We start from the raw sequence: 19,533 nt of genomic DNA, 5'->3' as shown, positions 1-19,533 counted from the left end.
GAAGGAATTTTCTGTATTTTTATAAATGAAAAAGTACATCACTCATTTAAAGTGATGTACTCGACCGTTCATTTACTTCAGAAAATATTTTTCAATATCATCTAACATAAGATTGGCAGCTACAATACCACCTGCTGTATTCCAAATCACTTCATCTACTTGGAATACTTTATTATCTTTAGAAGCCTGTAACTGCTTAAAAAGTGGATCTTCTGTCCATTCTTTCGCTAACGTGTTTCCTTCATTATTCTTATCCGCATCTTTATCAGATGTGAAATAGAATATATAGTCCCCGTCCATATTTGGAATTTGCTCTTTTGTAATTCCTTTTATCGCAAATTCATCTTTATCTTGTAGTGGTGGTCGTTTAAATCCAATATCATTTAATACAACGCCTGAGAATGAATTTTTTTGATAAATACGGACATCACCTGGGACGAAGCGAATAATGGAAACTTTAGAGTTAATTTTATCACCTAATTGTTCTTTTATTGCTGTAATACGCTTTTTATAATCATTAAGAGCATTTTGCCCTTCTTTTTCTTTATTTACAGCTTTTGTATACAGCGTAAAGTTTTCTTTCCAATCACCGCGCAACGTTTCAGCATATACTGTTGGCGCGATTTCTTTTAACTGCTCGTATATTTTTTCGTGACGCATTTTATTTCCGATAATTAGATCCGGCTGAAGCTTCATTACCGCCTCTAAATTAATGTCACGCTCAGTTCCTACTACTTTCGTATTTTTTAACTCTTTCGCTAAATGAGGATACCATTCATCACCAGCACGTGGTTTTGTCATTCCGACTGGTGTTACTCCAACAGTTAAAAGCGCTTCAGCACCCTCGTTTGTTAAAACGACAACTCTTTTTGGTGTACCATTTACTGTCGTTTCTCCCATTGCATGCTTTATTGTATATGAATCTTTTGCTTTAGCTGATGTATCATTTTCTTTCTTCTCTTCTTTACTACACCCTGCGATTATGATCGTTAATAACATAACGCAAAATATAAACAAGTTTTTAGTGCGTGTCATAAGCCCCCCTAGTTGAAACTGATTATCATTCACATTCTAAAGAGTAATGTATATCTCATACATTGTCAATAGATATATCAGAAAACTTTTTCAATATATATAATTTAGATCTCATTTTTATTCAAAATATTTTTGTACTTATTTGCTACTCACATTTTTTAACCGTAACATGTGAAATAGAAATGGACATAAGAAAGTAATTGTAATTCCAGTCAATACATAACGTAAATAATACATATCAGGTATTATTTTTTTTAGTATGAGCTGTATCATGAACATGAAACTAAGACCTAATACTGTTTTTACTACTTGTATTTTAAAATTATTATTTTCAATCATTTTAATAAAATGATTTTCTAACATGATACCAATCGTAGAACCTGTCAAAACTCCAAGCAACTTTAAATTATCTATTTGGTCTGTCACGAAATACATTATGAGGGAAGCAGCCAATACAATTCGTTGTAACAATATAAATTTCCTATCATTTAATTCCACTGTTACTTTCGTATATAAATAAACAACTATGACACTAATTAAAACAGCTCCTACTATATCACTAAGCCAATGTACACGTAAATAAAGACGAGAAATAGCAACCAATATTATAAAAATAATTCCAATGATCCAAATGATTCTCTTTTTACATAAACTCATGAACGAACTCCAAAACGTTGCCCCTAACTGGACGTGTGTACTTGGAAAAGAATATCCTGCGACGGATTTTTCATATAAAGCTTGAACTCCTTCGTATGTATACGGCCTTGGGATTTTCATGAATTCTTTTACCACTATCCCTATATACCCAGAAAAACAAAGTATAACAATCATATGAAATGCTTTTCTTTTAGAAACACACCAATATAAAATCGAAATAATAACTAAATACAGCGTTTTATTTGCAATACTGGATATAAATTTGAAAAGTATTGTAAGTACACTTCCCTCCAGACTGGTCATCCATTCAAGAAATAACATATCAATATTAAACATACAAAAACGATACCTCCTAAAAAATTTCCTTCTTCAATTTGTCAGCACTTAAGATAAGCTAGTTGATTTACATTTCAAATTTATACACTTACTTACGTTATAGATTAAGAATATATAGTACCACATACTAACAACAGATAATATGTGGAATCATCTAATCATTTCAATAAATTCTAATGAATTTTTGAGCTTTATATATAAAAACATCTGTATCTTGTTATTTCATTTCAGATTGCACCCATAGCAGTTCGTATTGCGTGTTATATGGAACTTCTATTAGATAAAACTGTTTACTTACTATAACTTTCAAAGCTATTATAAATACAAAGAAACCGCCTTATGTAAGGCGGTTTCTTTCATTTTGCTTTAACCAATTTAAAATAAATATATACGATTGATAGTGAATATAACGTATGCAAAATAAAAAGAATAAAAGAGCTATTCCAGTACTACTATACAGCAAACCGAACTTTAAAAAAATATTTAATAGCGGCGGAAAGTTCATTATGTTTTGTAATGTAATCAGCATACAAAATAAAAGGAAAAACACAGGGGCATATTGTAATTCATACGGCTTTTTCTTCTTATTCATTCTTTTTCGAATGAACATATGGATTAGCTCTGCTACTAGAAAACACCCTCCAATTAATACAAGACCAGAAGTCATCATCATATATCCACCTGCCTTATATTTATCCCGCGTAACTACGCATCGTTATATTTTTTTCACATATATTCCATTTTCTTCATTAAAACCAAAGCTCTCTATGAAAGATTTAGCTTGTTCCGTTAATTCCGTTTGTATTACTTTTATCTCTTTCACATTTCTTTCTTTCATCATCGTTTCAAATGTAAAATACGTATTTGTTCCATAACCGTAACTTTGATAATCAAAGTGAATAATTAACTGAGATAAAACCGCACTCTCCTCTTGAACACAATAATCTATTACACCAATATATGTATCATCAACTTTCACACAATACTGTACCTGATTCTCACTTAAACTATGTGAGCGAAACATTTCTTTAACAACGTTTTCATTTTCTACATTTACTTTTTCAAACGTAATCATATGTTGTCCATCCTTTTACTATTATTGTATCAATAATTCGTTCTATTTATGAAAAAAACCTTAAGATCGTATGCGATCTTAAGGTTTTTCTAATTAAACTAAGCTATACGCACGTTTCGTTTCTTCGTGGAACTTATTCGTATCGTATTTATGCTCAACATAAATTTGATGCCATACCATAAACGCAAGTACAGTCCAAATTTTACGGCTATAATCGCCTTTATCTGCACAATGTGCTTCCAGTAAGTTTAATACGTACTGTTTGTCGATTAAATGCTCTGTTTTACTCTCGTTTATAATATTGATAGCCCAATCATGCATTTCGTCTTTTAACCAGTGACGAATTGGTACTGGGAATCCAAGTTTTTTACGATCTAATACGTGATCTGGAACGATTCCGCGTGCTGCTTCACGTAAAATAGCTTTCGTAGTTCCGTTAGCAATCTTAAATTCAGTTGGAATTTTAGATGCAACATCGAACACTTCTTTATCTAAGAACGGTACACGAAGTTCTAATGAGTTTGCCATTGTCATCTTATCAGCTTTTAATAAAATGTCACCGCGTAACCATGTGAACATGTCAATGTACTGCATTTTGCTTACATCATCATAATCTTTAATTTCGTTATACAATGGTTTCGTGATATCCATATAGTTAACACTTTCATTGTAATACTTCATTAATTCAACTTTTTCTTCTTCACGGAAGATTTTCGCGTTTCCATAGTAACGCTCTTCAATTGGCGTACATCCACGCTCTAGGAAGCTCTTTCCTTTAAAGCCTTCTTTAAGAGCACCACTTAATGCTTTTAGAACGCTCTTACCCGGGCTAGGAATGTAAGAGAACATTTTTAGTGAGTTTGGCTCACGATAAATGTTATACCCACCAAATAGCTCGTCTGCACCTTCACCTGAAAGAACAACTGTTACATGCTTACGTGCTTCTTTTGCAACGAAGTACAATGGTACAGCTGCTGGATCTGCTAAAGGATCATCCATATGCCAAATGATTTTTGGGAACTCATCCATAAACTCTTTCGCTGAAATGAATACGTTATGGTTTTTAACGCCTAATTTCTCAGCAGTTTCTTTGGCAACATCAACTTCACTGAAGCCACGTTGTTCAAAACCAATAGAGAATGTTAAAAGATTTGGATTCATTTCTCTTGCGATAGAAGCGATAATAGATGAATCGATACCACCAGATAAGAATGAACCTACTGGTACATCACTGCGCATATGCACTTTTACTGAATCATATAACACATCACGAATTGCTTGGATATGCTCCTCTTTCGTTGCACTTGAAGCATTGAAATAAGGTTTCCAGTAGCGATGGATCTCCATCTCTTTACCAACTTCTTTTACGAAATAATGACCAGGCTCGATTTTATTAACATCAATTGTTAATGTTTCTGGCTCTGGACCATATTGGTACGTAAAGTAATGTTGTAGTGACGTTGGATTAACGCCTTTATCTTCCATCACATGCATAATACTTTTCTTCTCAGATGCGAAGAATGTAGTATCACCTTGTTGTGCAATGTATAAAGGTTTAATACCGAAGTGGTCACGTGCACCGAAAAGTTTCTTCTCTTCTCGATCCCAAATCATAAATGCAAACATACCACGAAGATAGTCTACACATTTTTCTTTCATATGTGCATACAATGCAATGATAACTTCTGTATCAGATTGCGTTGCAAACGTTGCACCTTTTTCAAGTAACATTTCACGTAATTCTACATAGTTGTAAATTTCACCATTAAAAATAATTACATATCGATCATTTTCATAAGTTAGCGGCTGATGTCCTGCCTCTAAGTCAATGATGCTTAAACGGCGGAAGCCAAATTGTACATGTTCATCACGAAAATATCCTTCGTCATCTGGACCGCGGTGGAAAATCATCGTGTTCATATTTTCAAATTGATGTTTTTCTGTTTCTGAAAACTCTCTAGGGTTTTCACATAAACATCCTACAAAACCACACATACTTCTTACCCTCTTTCAGTTTTCATTCTGTCTATATACTACTATATCAACCCTATTTATACTAGCATAATCAATTGAATATGGCGACCAAAAACTATAAAAAAATCACTCCATTTCACATTTTTAACAATTTTTTATGAAAACATGAAAACTAGGCAGTCACCTTTCTCCGCTTTTGTCATATGATATTGCAAATTGATTTCTAGGAGGGAATACCATGAGTGAAGAAAAAAAAGACTCTTCTCGCCCACCGGTTCGCAATTATTTAAAGCAAATTGATGATTTCTTCGAGCAAACACCACTTCGCAATGTAATCGCTGATTTAAATCATTTTTTCCAAAAAGGAAACCGTTTATTAACATTCCCTGTAGATTTATATGAAGTTGGTGAAGAACTCGTTGTTACAGCTGAACTACCAGGTATACAAAAAGAACAAATTCAAATTGAAATACAAAGTGAATACTTAAAAGTCTCTGTAAAAGAAGAGATACTTGAAGAGGTCGAGGAAGAAACATCTCATAACTATTATCGCCGAGAACGTTCCATTTCAGAAGCATCAAGATTGATTAAATTACCCTACTCAATTAATAAAAAAGCAGCGAAAGCTTCGTATCAAAACGGCGTGTTAGAAATTCGAGCACCAAAACTACCACAACAGCATGACATTTTATCCATAGACTAATGTAAAAAAAAGAAGGGTGCTTTGCACCCTTCTTTTTAATCCGCTAATCGCTTCATATCACGTATAATGTCTTCGTACGGCGTATTACTAATGCCACTATACTTTTTCATTACTTTTCCGTTTTGATCAATTAAATAAAATGATGTACCATGCATAACTTGACCATTCTCCGGTTTATCTACAAGTGATTGGAAATTATCTTTTGAAAACTTTGTAATATCTTCTAACGAATAACCCGTTAATAAATTCCAGTTACTAGTATCCTCTGTAAACTTTTGAATGAAAGCCTTCAGATTCTCCGGCTTATCAAGGTCTGGATCTACACTAAACGAAACAAACTGAACGTCTAATTTCTCTTCTTTGGCCATCTTTTGTAGTTTTGCCATATTAGCAGTCATTGGTGGACAAACTGTTTGGCAATTTGTGAACATAAAGTCAGCAACCCAGACTTTCCCTTTTAAATCTTTTGTACCAAATGACTTTCCATCTTGATTTGTAAATTGGAAAGTTTCTAAATCCCAATTCAATGGTTTACGAAGCTTTGAACCCGATTCACTACATCCAGCAAGTACAAAGAGACAAAATACAACCATAAGACCAATTATTTTTTGATAACGCTTCATATATAAACCTCTTTTCTCTATCCTAAATTTAAATAGGTTATGTTTATCATAACAAAAGTTAACACTACGAGAAAATTGTTTACTACATTTGTTCACGAAATCGTACGAATTTACGTATGTTACTTCTTTATTTCAAGCGAATTACTAGACAAAATATATTTTTTCACTATTATATCTCTAAATAGAATTTGCAAAACTAATTTTATTGTTACTTTTGTAAACGTATCCCCCTATTTTTTAACAATTCGTTAAACATTCATCCATGTTATTCACTGTATTCCTTAACAACATTTCGGTACAATACAATTACAACGATTTTAAATGAGGTGATGTTCATGACAAAACGTTATGAAAATATGGATAATGTAAGCACAAAAAAATCAATTCGTTCCTTCATACGTTGGCGAAAAGAGCGAAAACAAAATAAAAAGGATTTTTCTTTTTTAGTAGAACAATCACCTATTAAACAAAGCAAATTCCTACAAAACAACTTTGAAAAGACGACTGTAACTTGGATTGGCCATTCTACATTCCTTATCCAAATGAATGGGCTGAATATATTAACAGATCCAGTTTGGGCTACTAAATTAAAATTAGTTCCAAGACTTACTGAACCGGGCCTTTCTATACAAGAACTACCTAAAATTGATATTGTCCTCATTTCGCACGGTCATTATGATCATTTAGATTTTTCAACGCTCCGCCAGCTAAATGATGATGTTTTATACCTTGTACCTATTGGACTGAAAAAATTATTTACTCGCAAAAAATTCACTCACGTAGAAGAGTATAATTGGTGGGAAAATACAACAGTTAATGATGTTTCCATTCACTTCGTACCTGCCCAGCACTGGACGAGAAGATCCTTATTTGATATGAATACCTCTCACTGGGGGGGATGGATTATTAATAATGAAACAACGAAAGAAACCATTTATTTTTGTGGTGACAGTGGTTATTTCCAAGGTTTCAAAGAAATTGGCAAACGCTTTTCAATTGATATTGCCCTTATGCCAATTGGCGCTTATGAACCAGAATGGTTTATGAAAGTATCTCATGTTTCACCTGAAGAGGCTGTGCAAGCTTATTTAGATTTAAACGCTGCACACTTTATACCGATGCATTACGGAGCTTTTGCACTCGCCGATGAAACACCTCGTGAGGCAGTAACCAGGCTTCGAAATAATTGGAATTTACGTATGTTACCGTGGGAACAACTGCATGTCCTCTTTTTAGGCCAAACTTTCACTTCTAATAGCGTAACAAATGATAAGCAAACAAATGAAAAAAGTGAAACGTTACACGTATAACGTAACTACTTATTTTCTATATCCAACATATACTATAGAAAATCATAAAGTGAAACTTTAATCAGTGGGTGTTTTCTATGAATGAATATTTACAGACTCGCTATATCATTAGCGGGAGTGCCTGTATAACCCTTCTTATTTCTTACTTTCTATTCACATAAAAAAGCTACTTGAAATAAATTTCAAGTAGCTTTTTTATTACTCTGCTAAATACATAAATCCGATTGCACCCGGACCTGTATGAGTACTAATAATAGGCGTCGTAAAGAAAATTTCTGATTGAGCAAATCCACTTACTTTTTCAACAGCCGCTTTTACATTTTCAGCTAAAGGAATTGCTTTCGCATGTGGAATCGCAACAGCTTTTACAACTTTTCCAGCTGTATCTTCCTCAAATAACTTAGCTAACGTTTTTACAATTTGACCTTGGCTACGCACTTTCGTTACAGGGTTATAAACACCATCTTCAAGGCTAGCAATTGGTTTTATATTAAGTAGCGAACCGATAAACGCTTTTCCTTTACCGATACGCCCACCCTTCACTAAGTTTTCTAATGTATCTACTACTACATATAAACGAGTATTCTTCCTCACTTCATCTACACGTTTTAAAATTTCTTCTAGTGAGCGTCCTTCATTTGCCATTTTCGCAGCTTCTATTACTTGATATGCTAAAGCATGTGTAATAAATTGAGAATCAACAACTGTTACTTTTGTATCGGTCATTGATGCAGCACTATTGGCAGTTGCCACAGTACCACTCATTCCACTTGTCATATGAATGGAAAGCACTTCACTTCCATCTTCACCTAACTTGTCATACATTTCTACAAATGTACCCATTGCCGGTTGTGATGTTTTTGGTAATTCCTCTGACTTGATCATTTCTTCAATAAATTCATCAGGTTGTAAATCAACACGATCTAAATATGTTTGTCCATTTACAGAGATTGATAATGGTAGCACATGAATGCCATACTTTTCGATTACATCCTGCGCTAAATCTGCAGTTGAATCTGTTACAATTTTAATTTTTTGCATATTATATTCTTCCCTTTCCAATACGCTCTCCTTGTTATTATACTAGCATTCCCTGTGCTTTCAACAATTTCGAACAAATTTCACCAAATTAATTATATTTTTATACCTAAAATGAAAAAGACAGAGTTTATTAACCCTGTCCATACTCCGTATCATGCATTTTTTTCAAGGGTATTTGTATTATATACATTTAAATAATCATTCCACTTCAAACAATTTTGTAAATATTCACGGAAAGAATACGAAAATCTTGGGTGCTTTTGTTTTTGAATTTTTGCAATAAACAATTGAAGACGAGACTGAATTAGAAACGATAATGGATGCTGCGCCTGTAGGACAGGGATTTCGAATATTTTAATACAATCCCCTGTTGAATGAGTGAAATAAAAACTTTTCGTAATCACAATATCAATCCTCTTTTTCATTGGATTTTTGAACTTCCTCTACTTTACGCTGTAACACGTTGTTTATAGTGGCGACTTCTATGAATACAAAAGTATACTTAGTCAATCCCTGTAGTCCTTTTGATTAAAAGATTTATACTCTATTCATCTCCACCTAATCCATCCTCCGTCCTAAATATCCGATAAGACAGGAATCTCGTTATCCGTATATTGCTGAATGATTTTAGTATAAACTTAGTAAAGCGCAAAGTTTGTCTAAATTTTGGAGATTCTATAATTTTTTTCTTCTTTATATTGTATACGTTTATAGCTATAGTATAACAACTAAATAAAAAAAGTGCCTTTATAACGAGGCACTTTTCGACTGTATTTCTTCTTCTCTTTTCTTTTTTCGTTTACTAACAATCTTTGATAAAGCGATACTAATTTCATAAATACAAATAAGCGGCACCGCTACTAAACTATGTGATAAAAAATCAGGCGGTGATATACACGATGCAATGATAATCAACGCTACGTAAGCATACCTTCTAATTTTTATTAGAAATTCCGCCGTCAGCAATCCAATACTTGTTAAAAACATTACAACTACAGGTAATTCGAAAATTACAGCAAATGGAACTGTTAAATTTAGAACAAAATGAAAATACTTTTCTGTCGTAAACATCGTATTAAACATTTCATTACCTATCGTAGTTAAAAAATGAAATAAAAACGGCATTACAACGAAATATCCAAAACATAAACCTGCAATAAATAATATAGACAATACCGGTATATACATTACTGTCATTTTTTGTTCATTTGGATGTAAACCCGGTTTTACAAATAACCAAATTTGTATAGCAGCAAAAGGAATTGTACAAACGATAGCAAATACTGTAGCAATCGAGAAAAAAATCCATAATACATCACTTGGACCGAGAACAGTTAATTTCATTGGTAAATCTTTTACAAGCCAAAAATAAATATCCTTCGTAAAAGTAAATCCAACAATTAAAAATAGTACAAAGGATAGCACTGTATATATTACTCGTTTGCGAAGCTCAACAATATGTTCTACTACGCTCATTTCCCGATCTTCCATCTCGTTCACCACACTTTATTTATCCATTTCGAGGAAAATTCATTACATTTTTTCTTTCTTTTCCTTCTCTTGAAATGCATCATCAGTCAATTCTTTCGTTGATTTTTTAAATTCTTTTAACGTTTCCCCTAAAGCCTTTCCGATTTCCGGCAATTTTTTCGGTCCAAACAAAATAAGTACAGCTACTAAAATTAAAATTAATCCTGGAAAGCCAATATTTGAAAACATTTCTCCATCCCCTTTATTAGTAGATTCCTTGTCCTACTATTGCATAATTTTATTTTGTCAAAAAAGTTTGAAAACGTCAACAAAACCATTGCCTTTTGTCAAAAAAATTCAAAAATATAATCAATTATACAAATTTCATTTTCTATTGCTCTTGTGTATGATATGGTAAGGGAAATGACATATTATTTTATGATAGTAGAAAGGATTTGCATTATGACTGAAAAAATGACACGAATGACCCAATTTGTAAAAGAAGAAATTGCAAATGCAATTACACATGGTATCGGTGCCATTTTAAGCATCCCTGCCTTAATCATATTGATTATTCATGCTTCTAAGCACGGTACCGCATCAGCTGTAGTCGCATTTACTGTTTATGGTGTAAGCATGTTCTTACTGTACTTGTTTTCAACATTGCTACATAGCATTCATCATCCTAAAGTAGAAAAAATATTTACTATTTTAGATCATTCAGCCATTTACTTATTGATTGCTGGCACGTATACTCCTTTTCTACTTATTACACTTCGTGGCCCATTAGGATGGACGTTGCTTGCTATAATTTGGACACTTGCAATCGGAGGTATCATCTTCAAAATCTTCTTTGTACGTCGCTTTATAAAGGCATCAACTTTATGTTACATCATTATGGGCTGGCTCATAATCGTTGCCATTAAACCACTTTATGAAAATCTAACTGGACATGGTTTTTCACTACTTTTAGCAGGTGGAATTTTATATTCTGTCGGAGCTATATTCTTCCTTTGGGAAAAGCTACCTTTCAACCATGCCATATGGCACCTGTTCGTTTTAGGTGGTAGTGCGATGATGTTCTTCTGTGTACTCTTTTATGTCTTACCTACAGCATAATAAAAAAGGTTTCAGCTTACTATAAGCTGAAACCTTTTTTATTACTTATGTAATTGTGATGCGATAACTTCCTGTGTATACTTCGTTAATTCTTTAATATCCATATTCACATAATCTTCAGGTGTAATCGGTTTAGAAATTGTTACTGTTGCATGAGCTGGCTTCATACGATTTCCATTCGCTTCAAACATTTTATATGTCCCATCTAATGTTACAGGTAAGATTGCTACACCTGACTTTACTGCAAGATGGAAACTACCAGCCTTAAACTCTCCAACTTCGCCACCTTTACTTCTCGTTCCTTCTGGGAAAATTACGATAGAATGTCCATTCTTTAATAGTTCGATTCCATCTTTAATTGCTTTAAGAGATTGACGACGATCGCTACGATCCATAAATACACAATTCATAAGTTCCATCCAAGTTGGTACAACTGGGAACTTTTTAATCTCTGCTTTTGACACGAATCCAATTGGTTTATTTAAGTAACCTAGTAAAACAGGGATATCCATATTACTTTGGTGATTACTTACAACTAGTACCGGCTTGTCTTTCGGAACATTTTCAAGCCCTTTCACTTCTACTGTCCCTCCAGCTACACGTACCATTTTCTTACCAAACCAATTTGTCGTTTTGTACACAGCATTATCTTTTTCTTGTGGCGACATCGTATTTACTTGTCTTTTAAGACGCCACATTCTCGGTGTAATCGCAATTACAATTAAAATTAAATAAAAGATTTTAAAAAACGTTTGAATCATACAGAACCCCCACCTATTATCATTCCGACCTTCATTATACTAGACAAACGAAGGAAAAAGAAGAAAAAAAGTCCAAACATCAAGTGTTCGGACTTTTTAAGCATTCTATATTAGAAACGTTTTGCTAATTCACGAGCATTAGCAATTGCTGCTTCTTTAATTTCTGGTGCTTTTTCAGGGTTTGCATTCATACCTTCAACTGCAATATATTCAGTATCATTTACACCGATAAATCCTAATACTGTTTTTAAGTGGTTGCGACCGAAGTCTACAGCTGCGTATGCTCCTTCAGAATACACGCCACCTGTAGCTTGAATGTGAAGTGCTTTTTTACCTTCTAATAAGCCAACTGGACCATTTTCAGTATATTTGAATGTTTTACCTGCGATTGCTAAGTTATCTAAGTATGCTTTTACTACTGGTGGGTAGCTAAAGTTCCACATTGGAGTTACGAATACATAACGATCTGCATGCATAAATGTTTCTAAGTTTGTGTTCATTGCTGCTACTTTTTGTTGTTGAGCTTCCGTTAAAGTTTCAAAGCCTTCACCTGCTGCAAATTTACCCCAAGCAGCAAATACATCTGCATCGATTGCTGGTACAGTAGTATTGAATAGATCAATTGTTACAACTTCGTCTTGTGGATGCTCGTTTTTATAAGCCTCGATGAAAGCTTCCCCTACTGCCATTCCGAAAGAACCTTCTGCTGAATTTGGATTTGCTGTGATAAATAGTACTTTTGTCATTGTATTCTCTCCCTTTTCTCTCTTTATCTTTAATTCAAGATTTGTTTTTTAAAAGTTAATAACTTACCTTATGTAAGTATAATACAAAAAGTTTTAATCAATGTCAATAAAAAATAGCTACTTTTTTTTCGTAAGTTAATGATTTATTTTGTTTCTCTAAAATTTAGTATACAGATATTAAGAATTCTCATTCAAAAAGGCTACCTCTATAAATTATAGAGGCAGCCTTTTATTACATATTATTTTTGAAAAACATGTTTTACTTTTTCAGCTGGAATGTTACTTCCGCCTCTACCTTTTACATCTTCAATCATCATTGTAATGACCATATCTGGCGAATTCAAATCAAATGCAGCGAACCAGCCTAGTTCTTTTCCTTCGGCTTCTTTAGATACTTTTAATTCCGCTGTACCTGTTTTTCCAGCAAGAGTCATCCCATCAATCTTAGCAATTTTCCCTGTACCATCCGGATCATTAATTACTTTCGTCATAGCAGTTTTTAATATATCCTGATTTCCTTTAGAAATTACATTTTCTTTCCAAGCTTTTGGTTGTTTATCTGTTTTAATAATATACGGTGATGGAATCGTTCCATCATTTACAATTGGCGCATACGTTAAAGCTAAATGAAGAGGAGTCATTAATACTTGTCCTTGTCCATATCCTGTATCTGCCATTTGAATATCATTTTTAATACCGTCATTTGCAATTTTAGAAGCAGGGAATCCATATTCAATTGGTAGTTTCTCATCGAATCCGAATTTTTTCGCTTCACTCATAAACTTGTCTTTTCCGATTTTCAACGCTTCTTGTGCGAAGTAAATATTATCCGAGTATTTCATCGCCTTATCAAAATCAATCGGATTTGCATCTTTCACACGCGTTACATAATAATTACCCCAAGAAGAATCTTTTGTCCATTTTAACCCTTCAATTTTTAACTCTTCTTTTGGATCGATCGTTTTCGTTTCAAGACCAATTGCAGCTGTAATTGGTTTAAATACAGAACCTGGTACCGATAATTGTGTAAAGCGATTCGTCATCGGTTTTTTCGGATCATTATTTACTGCATCACGTTGCGCTTTTGATGCCCCTCTTGTGAGAGTATTAGGATTATAAGCTGGCGTGCTCACAAGTGCAAGTGTTTCTCCAGTCTTTGGATTAATTGCTGCACTTGACCCTACCTCATTTTTCATTTCATTATAAATTTCGCTTTGAACTGCACTGTCAATCGTTAAAGTTACATTTTCTCCATCAACAGCTTCTGTTTTTGCTAAATTTTTAATTTCTTTTCCTTGCGCATCTTCTACGAAGACACGACCACCTTTTTTACCGCGTAGCTTTTCTTCCAGTACTTGCTCTAAACCAGCTTTACCTACTGGATCATCAGCTTGATAGCCTTTCTTTTGAAGCGTTTTTAAATCTTCAGCATTCACTTTTCCAATATAGCCAGTAAGATGTGCTGCTTCTTCTCCTAATGGATATGAGCGAACATTTACTGGCTTTGTTGCAACACCTGGTAAATCTATGTACGTATTTTGTGTTGCTCCTTCAGGCAATATTCCCATTGGTACAAGGTAATTTGGCTTTACCCATTTAGCTGCTAGTTTTTGATCAATTTCTTCGACAGACATATTTAGTAACTTCGCTACCGTTTCTTTCGTTTGCGGAGCAGCATCCCCTAACTGTTCAGGAATCATTCCGATTTCAGAGGCTTTACCATTTACCGCAAGATATTTACCGTTACGGTCATATATTTCTCCACGTTTTGGTTCTGTCGTTTGCATACGTACTTTACTATCTTTTGTCATCCCTGGGAATATAAAATCAGGAGTCCAATCTATTTTCCAAGATTCTTTATCTCCATCTTTTTCTTTCACCATTTTTGCTTCATGGCCAAAAGTGATCTTACCACCAACTGTATCCATGCTTACTTTAAAAGGAACAGGGCCTTCATCTTTTTTATCTTCTTTTACTTCCCCTGTTTCTACTTTTAAATCTTTCACTTCAATGCCAGAATAAATTTTTTCATATTTCTCAGTGAACTCTTTCTTTGAAATATCTTTTTTTGCCTTTTCTGATAATTGATCATACATTTCTGCAAACTTTTGTTTATTCCATGCTTTCGCATATGTATCAAACGCTTCTTGTGGTTTTTCTTCTTTACCGCATCCCACTAACATGAATGTTAAGCAAAGACAAAGAATCCCCCATATCTTTCTCAATCGATTCTCCTCCTCTTTCTTTATGAATACTCTTGAAAATTTTAGCATTTTTACATGCTATCTTTCATTATAGCACTTTCGAATCTCATCTATAAACTTATATTGATGAATACAAATAAAAAGATTGATGCGAATGTTCACATCAATCTTTTTTATTATTGCTGCTTCTCATATACATGGTAATAGTACGTATACGGATTTTTTTCATCTGTTAAACCTTTTTCTACAAAAATCTCTTTCCAATTTGTCATATCCATTTCTGGGAAGAATGTATCTCCTTCAAATGCATAGTGAATTTTTGTTATATATAACTTGTCTACGTAAGGTAAAAAGAGATCATAAATTTGAGCTCCACCAAAAATAAATATTTCCTCTTCATTTTTACATAGTTCAAACACTTCTTCTACAGAATGTGCTACTTCACAACCTTCAACATGATACCCTTCATTACGAGTTACAATAATATTACGTCTGCCAGGTAGTGGTCTACCAATCGCTTCGTAGTTCTTTCTACCCATAATAAGTGAATGACCCATCGTTGTTTTCTTTACATACTGTAATTCACTTGGTAATCGCCAAGGTAAATTATTATCTTTACCAATTACTCTATTTTCGTCCATTGCAACCATAAATGAAACAATCATCTTTTCATCTCCTCTACAATTATACTGCAACCGGTGCTTTAATTGCTGGGTGTGGATCATATCCTTCAATCGTTAAATCTTCCATTTCAAAATCAAACACAGATTTCACATCTGGATTTAATGTAAGTTTCGGGAATGGGCGTGGTTCACGTGCCAATTGCTTTTCTACTTGCTCAAAATGATTCGTATAAATGTGAGCATCTCCAATTGTATGAACAAATTCTCCTACTTCAAGTCCGCATTCATGTGCAATTAAATGTGTTAGTAGCGAGTAGCTCGCAATGTTAAATGGAATTCCAAGGAATATATCCCCACTTCTTTGATATAGCTGACAAGAAAGTTTGCCATCCGCTACATAAAATTGGAATAACGTATGACAAGGAGGTAATGCCATACTTGGTACATCTTCAGGATTCCAAGCAGAAACAATTAGACGTCGTGAGTCCGGTGTTTTTTTGATCATTTCAATTACATCTTTTAATTGATCAAGCGTCTCACCAGCTGTTGTTTTCCAGGCACGCCACTGCTTTCCGTATACGTCTCCTAAATATCCATATTTATTTGAGAAATCATCATCTTCTAAAACGTTCTTTTTAAACAATTCCATTTGCTCATCGTACTGTACTTTAAATTCCTCATCTTGTTGTGAGCGAAGACCGAAATCAGTCATATCAGGACCAGTATATTCGTCACTTTCTACCCAGCTCTTAAATGCCCATTCATTCCAAATGTTATTATTATGCTGCAATAAATAGCGAATATTTGTGTCACCTTTCATAAACCAAAGCAGTTCACTTGCTACTAGGCGAAACGGTACTCTCTTTGTCGTTAATAAAGGAAAACCTTTACTTAGATCAAAACGCATTTGATATCCAAATACAGATACAGTGCCTGTCCCTGTACGATCTTCTTTCTTCGTACCATGCTCCATTACATGGCGGCATAAATTTAAGTATTCATATTCAGCATGTTTCATATGTAGAAAAACCTTCTTTCAATCTTATATGAAATTTATCATAACATGAAAAACAGTGAATTTAATAATCTTGATTAATAAAATTTCATTTCATTAATTCTTACAAAATTATTAACTTTCCATAATTAAAAAGGTTTTCATTTTCTATTACCGAAAGTATAGTGCGGTAGAACAAAATTTATATTTGGAGGTTAGAAGTATGTCTAAAATTGAAACTCCTGTTATGACTTCTTTACAAACAACGGTTGAAAAAATGATGAAGGATTTACATGTTCCTGGTTGTGCTGTAGCTGTTATAAAAGATGGTGAAGTTATTATTTCAGAAGGTTTCGGCTATCGTAATATAGAGACAAAAGAGGCTGTTACACCGAGTACTCGGTTCGCAATTGGTTCCTCAACGAAAGCTTTTGGCACACTTTCATTAAGTTTATTAGCACAGCAAACAAAGTTTAATTGGGATACTCCTGTCCAGACTTATATACCTAACTTCTCTTTATCAGAACTACTTGCTAGCTCACAAGTTACAGGACGAGACTTAGCTTCTCATCGCACTGGGGTAAGTCGTCATGATGCTCTTTGGTACAGCTCTTCTTTAACTCGAAAAGATATAGTAGAAAAAATAAAACATTTATCACTTGATGCTCCGTTCCGTACAGCATTTCTTTATAACAACTTAATGTATGCGACAATTAGTTATATTGTAGAAAACATTACGAATCAAACATGGGAACAATATGTTACAGAACATATTTTAGAGCCTTTAAATATGGATCAAACAAACTTCTCTGTTACAGACTCACAAAATACAGACAATTACGCATTACCTTACGTTGAAAATGAGGGTGAAATAAAAGAAGTTCCATTCCATAATATTGATACAGTTGGTGCTGCTGGATGTATTAATTCTACAATTGAAGATATGGCAAATTGGATGCTTCTTCACTTAAACAAAGGGAAATTTGGAGATCATGAACTAATCTCCCCTGAATTATTACAACAACTGTTTACACCACATAATTCAATTCCAGATCAACCAGCTTTATCACTTCCTGAATCTCCATTAAATAGTTATGGGCTTGGTTGGTTTATTAGCGCTTATCGTGGTTATAAAATGATTCATCACGGCGGTAATATCGATGGATTTTCAGCGTTTGTTTCATTCATGCCAAATGAAAATGTAGGTCTTGTTATATTGACGAATGCTGGAGGTACATTACTTCCTATTTATCTAGCAAACCAAATTTACGACGAACTACTCGGATTAGAGTCCATCGACTGGCATAAACGTGCTGTAGAAGATAGTGAAAAAATGAAGGAAATGATGAAAGAAGCAACCGAATCCATCCCTGAACAAATGAAAGGGACTACACCTTCTCACAAGTTAGAGGACTACACTGGTACATTTGAACATCCTGCTTATGGGACATTACAAGTAAACAAACGAGATGATTCGTTATATGTACAATTTATGGAGATGGATATTCAATTAGGGCATCATCATTACGACGTATTCTCCGCACCAATTGACTTGTTCCAAACAAAAATGAATCTATTATTTGCATATGAAATGAATGTGAGTGGAGAATTCCCATCTCTTCAATTGCATGTACCTGCAATGCTAAGTACTCAACCTCTTACATTCACTAAAATTAAATAGTTATTTTAATAGAGGGAAGCTTTCGCTTCCCTCTATTTTTCATCATTCTCCCTACTTTTCACTATGCTTTAATATAAAATTCCCCATTTCAATTGCTAAATCTTCACTTTGAGGATAAACACCTACGTTATCTCCATAAGCGTGCCCTAATCCTCGATAAAGGACTGTTTCGGTATCCACTCCTCTGTTAGTTAATTTAGCTGCATAAGCTAAACATTCTATCATTAGGAAATCATGCTCTCCTACTGTAATAAATGTACTTGGATAACTTGGTGATACATCAACATATGGGCTTAAATACTTAGAATTAATTTCTTTCGTACCAAGTACTTCTGACATACCTCCAACCATTGAATGCATAATAGTAAGCATTTTTTCTAATCCTTTTTTATACTTTGGAGCGATTTCATATTTATCTATACTCCAAGAATAAAATTCATCTTCAAAGTCACACATATTAAGTGTTGGATATAGAAGTAGCTGTCCTTTAACGAGATTTCTACCCTCTTCCCTATCTTTAGTCGTACAATATTGCGTTAAGTTACCTCCAGCACTATCACCCGCAACAAAGATATTATTCTTATCGCCGCCCAATGTGTCAGCATTCTCATAAATCCACTTTAAAGTTGTATAACAGTCTGTATGCCCAGTTGGAAAAGGATTTTCCGGAGCTAATCGATAATCGACAGAAATGGCTAGTACATCTATTTTCTCAACTATCAATTTCACAAGCTCTTCAACCACATCTGGTGATCCTGCCATAAATCCGCCACCATGAATAAAGTATAGAATTGGTGCATTCTCTCGTTTTGAACTACTATTATAAATTCTTATCGGAATATCAAATCCATCTTCAGCTTTCACAGTTTGATGCATAATATTAATATCTTGAGTGACAATGGGAACACTTTTAATCGCATTAAATTGTTTCCTCATATTCTTTACTGATTTTTCAGAAGCATCCATTTTCATCATATTTTTAGGCATAAATCTCATTACATTCATTTGAACCTTCATATCCTTATAAAGACGTGGATCCATAGCACCTTTTTCATCACAATCTGGTATGTTTTTTACTAAGATTTTTGCTCCCTGTAAGTTAATGTTTTCTTGTTTTTCTTGTATTTTTTCTAAAAGGGTTAAGTCATACTTTCTAGTCATCCAGTATTCATCCTCTCTTA

At 33.8% G+C, this 19,533-nt stretch carries 20 protein-coding genes; 4 read left to right on the top strand and 16 right to left on the bottom strand.

Features of this window, described 5'->3' with window-relative positions:
- Nucleotides 1–72 precede the first annotated feature (72 nt).
- From PDL00_RS08870 to asnB, 5 genes are all read right to left on the bottom strand, one after another.
- Nucleotides 73–1,035 carry an ABC transporter substrate-binding protein gene (locus PDL00_RS08870; RefSeq protein WP_242252046.1) on the bottom strand — a complete coding sequence of 321 codons (963 nt, stop codon included), beginning with the start codon at nucleotides 1,033–1,035 and terminating at the stop codon, nucleotides 73–75.
- A gap of 138 nt (nucleotides 1,036–1,173) precedes the next feature.
- Complete coding sequence (locus PDL00_RS08865; RefSeq protein WP_270728597.1) at nucleotides 1,174–2,028, bottom strand: phosphatase PAP2 family protein; 855 nt, start codon at nucleotides 2,026–2,028, stop codon at nucleotides 1,174–1,176.
- Nucleotides 2,029–2,365: 337 nt separating this feature from the next.
- Nucleotides 2,366–2,695, bottom strand: coding sequence for a hypothetical protein (locus PDL00_RS08860; RefSeq protein WP_242252195.1), 330 nt, complete (start codon nucleotides 2,693–2,695; stop codon nucleotides 2,366–2,368).
- A gap of 48 nt (nucleotides 2,696–2,743) precedes the next feature.
- Nucleotides 2,744–3,103 carry a GNAT family N-acetyltransferase gene (locus tag PDL00_RS08855; RefSeq protein WP_242252035.1) on the bottom strand — a complete coding sequence of 120 codons (360 nt, stop codon included), beginning with the start codon at nucleotides 3,101–3,103 and terminating at the stop codon, nucleotides 2,744–2,746.
- 93 nt (nucleotides 3,104–3,196) lie between these two features.
- The gene (gene asnB, locus PDL00_RS08850; RefSeq protein WP_000333823.1) at nucleotides 3,197–5,098 is read right to left on the bottom strand and encodes an asparagine synthase (glutamine-hydrolyzing); all 1,902 of its coding nucleotides are present in this window, start codon (nucleotides 5,096–5,098) and stop codon (nucleotides 3,197–3,199) included.
- A 217-nt stretch (nucleotides 5,099–5,315) separates the two neighbouring features.
- Between asnB and PDL00_RS08845 the strand changes: the two genes are divergently transcribed.
- Complete coding sequence (locus PDL00_RS08845; RefSeq protein WP_001288088.1) at nucleotides 5,316–5,780, top strand: Hsp20/alpha crystallin family protein; 465 nt, start codon at nucleotides 5,316–5,318, stop codon at nucleotides 5,778–5,780.
- Nucleotides 5,781–5,815: 35 nt separating this feature from the next.
- On the opposite strand, the gene PDL00_RS08840 is transcribed toward PDL00_RS08845, so the two are convergent.
- Nucleotides 5,816–6,403 carry an SCO family protein gene (locus PDL00_RS08840; protein ID WP_000833337.1) on the bottom strand — a complete coding sequence of 196 codons (588 nt, stop codon included), beginning with the start codon at nucleotides 6,401–6,403 and terminating at the stop codon, nucleotides 5,816–5,818.
- 335 nt (nucleotides 6,404–6,738) lie between these two features.
- Between PDL00_RS08840 and PDL00_RS08835 the strand changes: the two genes are divergently transcribed.
- Nucleotides 6,739–7,713: an MBL fold metallo-hydrolase gene (locus PDL00_RS08835; RefSeq protein ID WP_242252024.1), complete on the top strand. Its 975-nt coding sequence runs from the start codon at nucleotides 6,739–6,741 to the stop codon at nucleotides 7,711–7,713.
- A gap of 198 nt (nucleotides 7,714–7,911) precedes the next feature.
- On the opposite strand, the gene PDL00_RS08830 is transcribed toward PDL00_RS08835, so the two are convergent.
- From PDL00_RS08830 to PDL00_RS08815, 4 genes are all read right to left on the bottom strand, one after another.
- Entirely contained in the window at nucleotides 7,912–8,754 is an 843-nt protein-coding gene (locus PDL00_RS08830) for a DegV family protein (RefSeq protein ID WP_076539187.1), read from the bottom strand.
- Nucleotides 8,755–8,906: 152 nt separating this feature from the next.
- A complete protein-coding gene (locus PDL00_RS08825) occupies nucleotides 8,907–9,158 on the bottom strand; it encodes a DUF2535 family protein (RefSeq protein WP_033656333.1) in 252 nt (83 codons plus the stop codon).
- 343 nt (nucleotides 9,159–9,501) lie between these two features.
- Nucleotides 9,502–10,245, bottom strand: coding sequence for a twin-arginine translocase subunit TatC (gene tatC, locus PDL00_RS08820; protein WP_000390140.1), 744 nt, complete (start codon nucleotides 10,243–10,245; stop codon nucleotides 9,502–9,504).
- Nucleotides 10,246–10,287: 42 nt separating this feature from the next.
- Complete coding sequence (locus tag PDL00_RS08815; protein WP_000492443.1) at nucleotides 10,288–10,473, bottom strand: twin-arginine translocase TatA/TatE family subunit; 186 nt, start codon at nucleotides 10,471–10,473, stop codon at nucleotides 10,288–10,290.
- A 213-nt stretch (nucleotides 10,474–10,686) separates the two neighbouring features.
- On the opposite strand from PDL00_RS08815, the gene trhA reads away from it, so the two are divergent.
- The gene (gene trhA / locus PDL00_RS08810) at nucleotides 10,687–11,343 is read left to right on the top strand and encodes a PAQR family membrane homeostasis protein TrhA (RefSeq protein ID WP_000136887.1); all 657 of its coding nucleotides are present in this window, start codon (nucleotides 10,687–10,689) and stop codon (nucleotides 11,341–11,343) included.
- A gap of 41 nt (nucleotides 11,344–11,384) precedes the next feature.
- On the opposite strand, the gene PDL00_RS08805 is transcribed toward trhA, so the two are convergent.
- The 5 genes from PDL00_RS08805 to PDL00_RS08785 all read right to left on the bottom strand — a co-directional run bounded on the left by PDL00_RS08805 (nucleotide 11,385) and on the right by PDL00_RS08785 (nucleotide 16,695).
- The gene (locus tag PDL00_RS08805) at nucleotides 11,385–12,104 is read right to left on the bottom strand and encodes a lysophospholipid acyltransferase family protein (protein ID WP_270728584.1); all 720 of its coding nucleotides are present in this window, start codon (nucleotides 12,102–12,104) and stop codon (nucleotides 11,385–11,387) included.
- A 110-nt stretch (nucleotides 12,105–12,214) separates the two neighbouring features.
- On the bottom strand, nucleotides 12,215–12,850 hold the full coding sequence (locus tag PDL00_RS08800) for an FMN-dependent NADH-azoreductase (protein WP_016081785.1): 636 nt from the start codon (nucleotides 12,848–12,850) through the stop codon (nucleotides 12,215–12,217).
- Between the two features lie 239 nt (nucleotides 12,851–13,089).
- On the bottom strand, nucleotides 13,090–15,075 hold the full coding sequence (pbpC, locus tag PDL00_RS08795) for a penicillin-binding protein 3 (RefSeq protein WP_270728578.1): 1,986 nt from the start codon (nucleotides 15,073–15,075) through the stop codon (nucleotides 13,090–13,092).
- A 155-nt stretch (nucleotides 15,076–15,230) separates the two neighbouring features.
- Entirely contained in the window at nucleotides 15,231–15,719 is a 489-nt protein-coding gene (locus PDL00_RS08790; RefSeq protein WP_063262762.1) for a dihydrofolate reductase, read from the bottom strand.
- A gap of 19 nt (nucleotides 15,720–15,738) precedes the next feature.
- Nucleotides 15,739–16,695, bottom strand: a complete 957-nt coding sequence (locus tag PDL00_RS08785; RefSeq protein WP_002085878.1) for a thymidylate synthase — start codon at nucleotides 16,693–16,695, stop codon at nucleotides 15,739–15,741.
- A gap of 199 nt (nucleotides 16,696–16,894) precedes the next feature.
- Between PDL00_RS08785 and PDL00_RS08780 the strand changes: the two genes are divergently transcribed.
- Nucleotides 16,895–18,352: a serine hydrolase gene (locus PDL00_RS08780; RefSeq protein ID WP_270728572.1), complete on the top strand. Its 1,458-nt coding sequence runs from the start codon at nucleotides 16,895–16,897 to the stop codon at nucleotides 18,350–18,352.
- 51 nt (nucleotides 18,353–18,403) lie between these two features.
- Here PDL00_RS08780 and PDL00_RS08775 read toward each other — a convergent pair whose 3' ends face one another.
- Nucleotides 18,404–19,513, bottom strand: coding sequence for an alpha/beta hydrolase (locus PDL00_RS08775; protein ID WP_242251992.1), 1,110 nt, complete (start codon nucleotides 19,511–19,513; stop codon nucleotides 18,404–18,406).
- Nucleotides 19,514–19,533 lie beyond the last annotated feature (20 nt).

Source organism: Bacillus cereus group sp. TH152-1LC, from assembly GCF_027710505.1.
Taxonomy (GTDB): domain Bacteria; phylum Bacillota; class Bacilli; order Bacillales; family Bacillaceae_G; genus Bacillus_A; species Bacillus_A mobilis.
Note: the sequence above shows the minus strand (reverse complement) of the source record. Positions and strands in the feature narration are given on the sequence as shown.

Coding starts and splice junctions, on each gene's coding strand:
- PDL00_RS08870 (WP_242252046.1), bottom strand. CDS start 1,035: ATGACACGCACTAAAAACTTGTTTATATTTTGCGTTATGTTATTAACG.
- PDL00_RS08865 (WP_270728597.1), bottom strand. CDS start 2,028: ATGTTTAATATTGATATGTTATTTCTTGAATGGATGACCAGTCTGGAG.
- PDL00_RS08860 (WP_242252195.1), bottom strand. CDS start 2,695: ATGACTTCTGGTCTTGTATTAATTGGAGGGTGTTTTCTAGTAGCAGAG.
- PDL00_RS08855 (WP_242252035.1), bottom strand. CDS start 3,103: ATGATTACGTTTGAAAAAGTAAATGTAGAAAATGAAAACGTTGTTAAA.
- asnB (WP_000333823.1), bottom strand. CDS start 5,098: ATGTGTGGTTTTGTAGGATGTTTATGTGAAAACCCTAGAGAGTTTTCA.
- PDL00_RS08845 (WP_001288088.1), top strand. CDS start 5,316: ATGAGTGAAGAAAAAAAAGACTCTTCTCGCCCACCGGTTCGCAATTAT.
- PDL00_RS08840 (WP_000833337.1), bottom strand. CDS start 6,403: ATGAAGCGTTATCAAAAAATAATTGGTCTTATGGTTGTATTTTGTCTC.
- PDL00_RS08835 (WP_242252024.1), top strand. CDS start 6,739: ATGACAAAACGTTATGAAAATATGGATAATGTAAGCACAAAAAAATCA.
- PDL00_RS08830 (WP_076539187.1), bottom strand. CDS start 8,754: ATGCAAAAAATTAAAATTGTAACAGATTCAACTGCAGATTTAGCGCAG.
- tatC (WP_000390140.1), bottom strand. CDS start 10,245: ATGGAAGATCGGGAAATGAGCGTAGTAGAACATATTGTTGAGCTTCGC.
- PDL00_RS08815 (WP_000492443.1), bottom strand. CDS start 10,473: ATGTTTTCAAATATTGGCTTTCCAGGATTAATTTTAATTTTAGTAGCT.
- trhA (WP_000136887.1), top strand. CDS start 10,687: ATGACTGAAAAAATGACACGAATGACCCAATTTGTAAAAGAAGAAATT.
- PDL00_RS08805 (WP_270728584.1), bottom strand. CDS start 12,104: ATGATTCAAACGTTTTTTAAAATCTTTTATTTAATTTTAATTGTAATT.
- PDL00_RS08800 (WP_016081785.1), bottom strand. CDS start 12,850: ATGACAAAAGTACTATTTATCACAGCAAATCCAAATTCAGCAGAAGGT.
- PDL00_RS08790 (WP_063262762.1), bottom strand. CDS start 15,719: ATGATTGTTTCATTTATGGTTGCAATGGACGAAAATAGAGTAATTGGT.
- PDL00_RS08785 (WP_002085878.1), bottom strand. CDS start 16,695: ATGAAACATGCTGAATATGAATACTTAAATTTATGCCGCCATGTAATG.
- PDL00_RS08780 (WP_270728572.1), top strand. CDS start 16,895: ATGTCTAAAATTGAAACTCCTGTTATGACTTCTTTACAAACAACGGTT.
- PDL00_RS08775 (WP_242251992.1), bottom strand. CDS start 19,513: ATGACTAGAAAGTATGACTTAACCCTTTTAGAAAAAATACAAGAAAAA.